This is a genomic window from Micromonospora sp. C41 (assembly GCF_018070485.1).
In the GTDB taxonomy this organism is placed as follows: Bacteria; Actinomycetota; Actinomycetes; order Mycobacteriales; family Micromonosporaceae; genus Micromonospora; species Micromonospora chalcea.
The window spans coordinates 22,944-28,943 of the sequence record NZ_JAGPXP010000049.1 but is presented as its reverse complement, the minus strand read 5'-3'; the positions used below and the strand labels follow the sequence as shown (position 1 = coordinate 28,943).

Sequence of the window (6,000 nt, the reverse complement as noted above, 5' to 3'; positions counted from 1 at the left end):
GGGCCGGTGCGGTGCTCCTTCTCGCCGAACGCCTGCCGGACCAGGCGGTTCGCCTCCTCCTGCTCGATCCCGGAGGCCACCATCAGGTCGCTCGCCGTGGTACGCACCTGCGCGATCACCACGCTGCCGGAGAAGCCGACCCCCTCGGCGTACGCCCGGCCGGCCTCGCTCACCGCGCGCAGCGACCGTTCCCGGGCCTGCTCCGGCTCCTGCCCGGCGGCGAACTCGTGCCGGAGCAGGCGCACCGACTCGGCCAGATGACCGATCGCGTCCGGCATCGGCTCGGGGGCCGGTTCGTCGTCCTCGATCATGGTGACCGCGCGGCGGATCAGCGTGCCGGTGTTGCGCATGGCCCGGTCGATCGGGTCGGCCGCCTCCGCGTAGTGGGTCAGCTCGCCGCGCCGGTGCCAGCGGGCCGGGGACAGCGTGCTGGTCTCCTTGGCACCCTCGATCGCCTCGGAGAGGGCGGCCAGTTCCTCCTTGTTCTCCCGCAGCCGGAACAGCGCGCGCTGGGCCGCCTCCCGGTCCTGGTTGCGAAGCGCCTCGGCGCAGGCGTCGAGCTGGTCGGCGAGGAGGTCCAGCGCGGGCCGGGCGGCCCGGTTGATCACCCGTAGCGGGTTGAGCGGCAGCAGGATGGCGGTGACGAGCAGCGCGATGCCGCCACCGAGTAACGCGTCGATGAAGCGGGGGAATTCCAGGTTCTCGGTGGACGGGCTGAGCGTCACGATCAGCACCGCGGTGGCCGCGGCCTGGATCACGATCGCCACACTCGCCCCGGCGAAGATGCTCAGCAGGATCGCCGAGGTCACCACGAGCGCGAGCTGCCAGGCGCCGGTGCCGACGAAGTAGATGAGCGCGTCGCCGACCAGCACGCCGACGGCCACGCCGGCGATCAGCTCGACCGTACGCCGGAACCGCTGCCCCACCGAGGCGGCGAGCGTGCCGACGGCGGAGATCGGCGCGAAGACCGGCTGCGGGTTCTTCAGCAGCCGGTGCGAGATCAGGTACGCCAGGCCGGCGGCGAGCCCGGCCTGCACCGCCAGGCCGAACGCGGTCCGGACCCGGTGCAGCCGGTCGTGCAGGGTCGCCTTGCCCCGGTGCCGCAGCTCCTCCATCGCGGAGGCGATCCGCTGCCCGTCGCGGTCGGCCCGCCCCTCACGCAGCTTTCCGCGACGCAAGAACTGCAGTCGTCCGTCCCGGGCCATGGCCGGTACTACCCGTACCGCCCCGGCTGAATCCCTCTACCCGGGCCGAAGGGGGCAGACTGCATCCGATGGACGACCTGACGGCACGGTGGCGGGAGACGGCGCGGGCGGCGGGCGCGACCGATCCGGCGGCTGTCGAGCGGGCCGGCGCCCGGCTGCTGGCGGGCTGGCGGGAGCCGCACCGGCGCTACCACGACGAGGCGCACCTGCGGGCGGTGCTCGACGTGGTCGACGCGTACGCCGGGCTGGCCCGCGACCCCGACCTGGTCCGGCTCGCGGCGTGGTGCCACGACGCGGTCTACGACCCGCGCGCGGCGGGTGACGCCAACGAGCGGGCCAGCGCCGACCTCGGCGGCGAGCTGCTGGCCGCCGCCGGGGTCCCGGCCGCGACGGTGACCGGGGTACGCCGCCTGGTGCTGCTCACCGCCGGTCACGCGGTCGGGCCGGACGACCCGGACGGCGCGCTGCTCTGCGACGCGGACCTGGCGGTGCTGGCGGCCCCGGCGGAGCGCTACGACAGGTACGCCGCCGCGATCCGCGCCGAGTACGCGCACGTGCCCGACCCGGACTTCCGCGCCGGCCGGTCGGCGGCGCTGCGGCACCTGCTCGCGCTGCCGGCGCTGTACCGGCTACCCGAGCCGCACGCCCGCTGGGAGTCCCGCGCCCGGGCCAACCTGTCCCGGGAGCTGGCCGCGCTGGCCTGAGAAGCGGTGCTTCGGACGGCGCAGGCCGGTGTCCCGCAGCAGCCGGACGATCTCCCGCGAGGGCACGACAGTCGCGCCCAGCCACACCGCCGCCCGGAACCGTTCGGCGGGCACGTCGTAGTGGTCCCGGTCGAAGCCGCGCCGGGGCGCGCCGAGCATCTCCGCGAACGCGTGCAGCTCGGCGTACGAGACGTCGCTGATCAGGTGCGACCAGAGCCGGCCGCGCCAGGGCACGGCGGGCGGGTCCAGGTAGAGCACGGCAACAGACGGTACGCCGGTAGCCTTCCCGGCATGGCCGCCCATCCCCTCCTCGACGACCTGCGGGGCGCGCTCGGCGACGCCGCCGTGCTGACCGACCCGGACCTGCTGGCCGGGCACGCCCGCGACGAGGCAGACCTGTGCGACTCGGGCGTCCCGCTGGTGGTGGTCCGCCCCCGTGACACCGAGGGCGTGGTGGCGGTGGTCCGCGCGGCGGGGCGGCACGGCGTACCGGTGGTGCCGCAGGGCGCGCGGACCGGGCTGGCCGGCGCGGCGAACGCGGTGGACGGCGCGGTGGTGGTGAGCACCGTGGCGATGAACCGGGTCCGCGAGATCGACCCGGTCGGCCGGATCGCCGTGGTGCAGCCCGGCGTGGTCAACGCGGCGCTCGCCCGCGCGGTGCGGGAGCACGGCCTCTGGTATCCGCCGGATCCCGGCTCGTGGGAGTCGTCCACCGTCGGCGGCAACGTGGCCACCAACGCCGGCGGCATGTGCTGCGTGAAGTACGGCGTGACCGGCGAGTACGTGCTGGGCCTGGAGGTGGTGCTCGCCTCCGGCGAGGTGCTGCGCACCGGGCGGCGTACCGCGAAGGGGGTCGCCGGGTACGACCTGACCCGGCTCTTCGTCGGTTCGGAGGGCACGCTCGGCGTGATCACCGAGGTGACAGTGGCGTTGCGTCCGGCCCCGGAGCAGTCACTGACCCTGGTCGCGGTCTTCCCCACGGTGGCCACCGCCGGCGGTGCGGTCGCCGGGATCGCCGGGCGGGGGCTCACCCCGAGCCTGCTGGAACTGCTGGACCGGACCCATCTGCGGGCGATCGAGGCGTACCGGCCGATGGGTCTGCGCACTGATGCCGAGGCGCTGCTGCTGGCAGCGGTGGACACCGGCGCCCGGGCCGCCGACGACCTGGCCCGGCTGGCCGAGGTGTGCACGGCGGCGGGCGCCGACGAGGTCTACGCGGCCGGCGACGCGACCGAGGCGGCGGCGCTGCTGCAGGCCCGGCGGCTGGCCCACCCGGCGATGGAGCGGTTCGCGGCGCAGACCTACCCCGGCGGCAACGGTGGCCTGGTCATCGACGACGTGGCGGTGCCGCGCGCCCGGCTGGCGGAACTGCTGGACGGGGTGGCCCGGATCGCCGAGGCGTGCCGGGTGCCGATCGGCGTGGTCGGTCACGCGGGCGACGGCAACATGCACCCGAACATCGTGGTCGACCGGGCCGACCCGGACAGCCTGGCCCGGGGGCGGCGGGCCTTCGACGAGATCATGGCGCTCGGGCTGGAACTGGGCGGCACCTGCACCGGGGAGCACGGCGTGGGGCTGCTCAAGCGGGACTGGCTGGCCCGCGAGATCGGCCCGGTGGGCGTACGGGTGCACCAGGCGATCAAGGGGGCGCTGGACCCGGCCGGGCTGCTCAACCCCGGCAAGGTGTTCTAACCCTTGTCCTCGGCGGGCGTGGCCTGGGTGACGAGCAGCAGCACGTCGTAGGCCACCTTCGGCTTCGGCTCGCCCGGGCAGTCCTGGATGGTGACGGTCAGGCCGGGCGGGACGAGCAACGTCGAGGTCAGCACGCCGATGCAGCCCTGCTTGTAGCCGCGGGCCTCGTCGGTCTCCTTCGCCAGCGCCGGGTCGGCGAGCATCCGCTGGAGCCGCCGGCTCTGCTCGGGGCTCAGCGTGCCGGTGGCGTCCACGCCGTCACCGGCGCAGTCGCGGCACTGCCAGCGGCCGGACGGGTCCACGTCGAGGTGGCGGATCGGGCCCTCGTCGCCGAGCTTCTGCACCAGGGAGACGCGCTTGCCGGCCGGGGTGGGGCTGGCTGTTCCCGCTGCTCCGGGCGCGGTGGCGCCTTCGGCCCGGCCGAAGGCGCATCCGGTCAGAGCGGTCGCCAGCAGGACGGCAGCGGACAGGGCGGGGACGCGCGACGACCATGATGGGCGGACCACGCGGGGAAACCTACACTTCCGTAGGTAGCGCGCACTAGCGGCCGAGCGGCCCGGGGTGGGGATCCCCTACCTGGGGGAGGCCGGAAGTTCAACGCCCGGGCCGTCGGTCCCTCGGTCTGCTGCGAAACCACGCACATCGGGCGCGCCGAGGCGGGCCGCGTCGGCGGCGATGTCGTCCGTCATGAGCTGCGACTCCCGCTCGGCCAGCACCCGCGCCCGGTAGTGGGCCACCTCCCGGTCCCGGGTCGCCGCGTCCCAGCCGAGCACCGCGCCCATCAGCTCCGCGGCGTGCTCCGCCGACTCCAGACCGCGGTGGCTGGTCTCGATCGAGATCCGGGTACGCCGGGTGAGCACGTCCTCCAGGTGCAGCGCGCCCTCGGCGCGGGCGGCGTACGTCACCTCGGCGGCCAGGTATTCCGGCGCGCCGGCCAGCGGCGAACCGAGCAGCGGATCGGCGTCGACCAGCGCGAGCAGGTCCAGCGTGAGGTTGCCGTACCGCTCCAGCAGGTGCTCGACCACGCCGACCGCGACTCCGTGCCGGCGGGCCAGGTCGGCCCGGTCCCGCCACAGGGCCGCGTAGCCGTCGGCGCCCAGCAGCGGCAGGTCGGCGGTACGCGAGGGGCGGGTCCGGCCGAGCCGGTGCATCGCGCGGTCGACCACGTCCGACGCCATCACCCGGTAGGTGGTGTACTTGCCGCCGGCCACCAGCAGCAGGCCGAGCATCGGCTCCACCACGGCGTGCTCGCGGGACAGCTTCGAGGTGGAGTCCGCCTCGCCGGCCAGCAGCGGGCGCAGCCCGGCGTAGACGCCCTCGATGTCGGCGGTGGTCAGCGGCCGGTCCAGCACCGTGTTGACCTGGGAGAGCAGGTATTCGATGTCGCTGGCGGTCGCAGCCGGGTGGGACCTGTCGAGTTGCCAGTCCGTGTCGGTGGTGCCGATGATCCAGTGCCCGCCCCAGGGGATCACGAAGAGCACGCTCGTGGCGGTACGCAGGATCAGGCCGGTCTCGCCGACGATCGCCGATCGGGGCACCACCAGGTGCACTCCCTTGGAGGCCCGGACCCGCAGCTTCGGGCGGAGCCCGACGTCGTTGAGCATCCGCGACATGTCGTCGCTCCACACGCCGGTGGCGGCGATCACGGTGCGCGCGCGTACCTCGAACTCGGCGTCCGGCGAGCCGGCCGGCGCCTCCAGGTCGCGTACCCGCACGCCGGTGACCTCGCGGGCCTGGCGGGTCAGGCCGACCGCGCGGGCGCTGGTCACCACCGTCGCGCCGAGGCTCGCCGCGGTACGCGCCAGCGTCACCACGAGACGGGCGTCGTCGACCTGACCGTCGTAGTAGCGGATCGCGCCGGCCAGCTTGTCCGGACGCAGGCTCGGGAAGATCCGGCGCGTGCCCTCGCGGCTCAGGTGCCGGTGCAGCGGCATCCCCCGCCCGCCGCCGAACACCCCGGCGAACGCGTCGTACGCGGCCACGCCGAGCCCGTAGTAGGAGCGGCGGAAGAACCGCCGGGGCAGGTCCCGCGCGCCGCCCTCGGCGGGCAGCGGAACCAGGATCGGCACCGGACGGACCAGGTGCGGGGCGAGCCGGGTGGCGAGCAGTCCGCGTTCGGTCAGCGCCTCGTGGACCAGGTGGAACTCCAGCTGCTCCAGGTAGCGCAGGCCGCCGTGGATCAGCTTGCTGGACCGGCTGGAGGTGCCGGCGGCGTAGTCGCGCGCCTCCACCAGGGCGACCTTCAGCCCGCGGGACGCGGCGTCGAGCGCGGCGCCCGCTCCGGTCACCCCGCCGCCGATGACCAGGACGTCGAACCGCTCGGCCCGAAGGCGGCGCAGGTCGTCGGCGCGGCGCTCGGCGGAGAGCTGGCCGGCCACGGATCGGGACACGTTGGGGTC

At 75.0% G+C, this 6,000-nt stretch carries 6 protein-coding genes; 2 read left to right on the top strand and 4 right to left on the bottom strand.

Annotated elements, in window-relative coordinates; genetic code table 11:
- The coding region (locus tag KBX43_RS29985) for an aromatic acid exporter family protein (RefSeq protein WP_210888456.1) at positions 1-1,205 on the bottom strand (1,205 nt) is incomplete at its 3' end.
- A gap of 68 nt (positions 1,206-1,273) precedes the next feature.
- Here KBX43_RS29985 and KBX43_RS29980 point away from each other — a divergent pair.
- A complete protein-coding gene (locus tag KBX43_RS29980) occupies positions 1,274-1,909 on the top strand; it encodes a metal-dependent phosphohydrolase (protein WP_210888454.1) in 636 nt (211 codons plus the stop codon).
- On the opposite strand, the gene KBX43_RS29975 is transcribed toward KBX43_RS29980, so the two are convergent.
- Complete coding sequence (locus KBX43_RS29975) at positions 1,835-2,167, bottom strand: DUF4031 domain-containing protein (RefSeq protein ID WP_043330893.1); 333 nt, start codon at positions 2,165-2,167, stop codon at positions 1,835-1,837. The genes KBX43_RS29980 and KBX43_RS29975 overlap by 75 nt on opposite strands.
- Positions 2,168-2,200: 33 nt before the next feature.
- On the opposite strand from KBX43_RS29975, the gene KBX43_RS29970 reads away from it, so the two are divergent.
- Positions 2,201-3,601 carry an FAD-binding oxidoreductase gene (locus KBX43_RS29970; protein ID WP_069087817.1) on the top strand — a complete coding sequence of 467 codons (1,401 nt, stop codon included), beginning with the start codon at positions 2,201-2,203 and terminating at the stop codon, positions 3,599-3,601.
- Here the strand turns inward: KBX43_RS29970 and KBX43_RS29965 are convergent.
- Both KBX43_RS29965 and KBX43_RS29960 read right to left on the bottom strand, forming a co-directional pair.
- The gene (locus tag KBX43_RS29965) at positions 3,598-4,107 is read right to left on the bottom strand and encodes a hypothetical protein (protein ID WP_069087818.1); all 510 of its coding nucleotides are present in this window, start codon (positions 4,105-4,107) and stop codon (positions 3,598-3,600) included. The genes KBX43_RS29970 and KBX43_RS29965 overlap by 4 nt on opposite strands.
- Before the next feature lie 66 nt (positions 4,108-4,173).
- Entirely contained in the window at positions 4,174-5,991 is a 1,818-nt protein-coding gene (locus tag KBX43_RS29960; RefSeq protein ID WP_043330892.1) for a glycerol-3-phosphate dehydrogenase/oxidase, read from the bottom strand.
- Between the last annotated feature and the right edge of the window lie 9 nt (positions 5,992-6,000).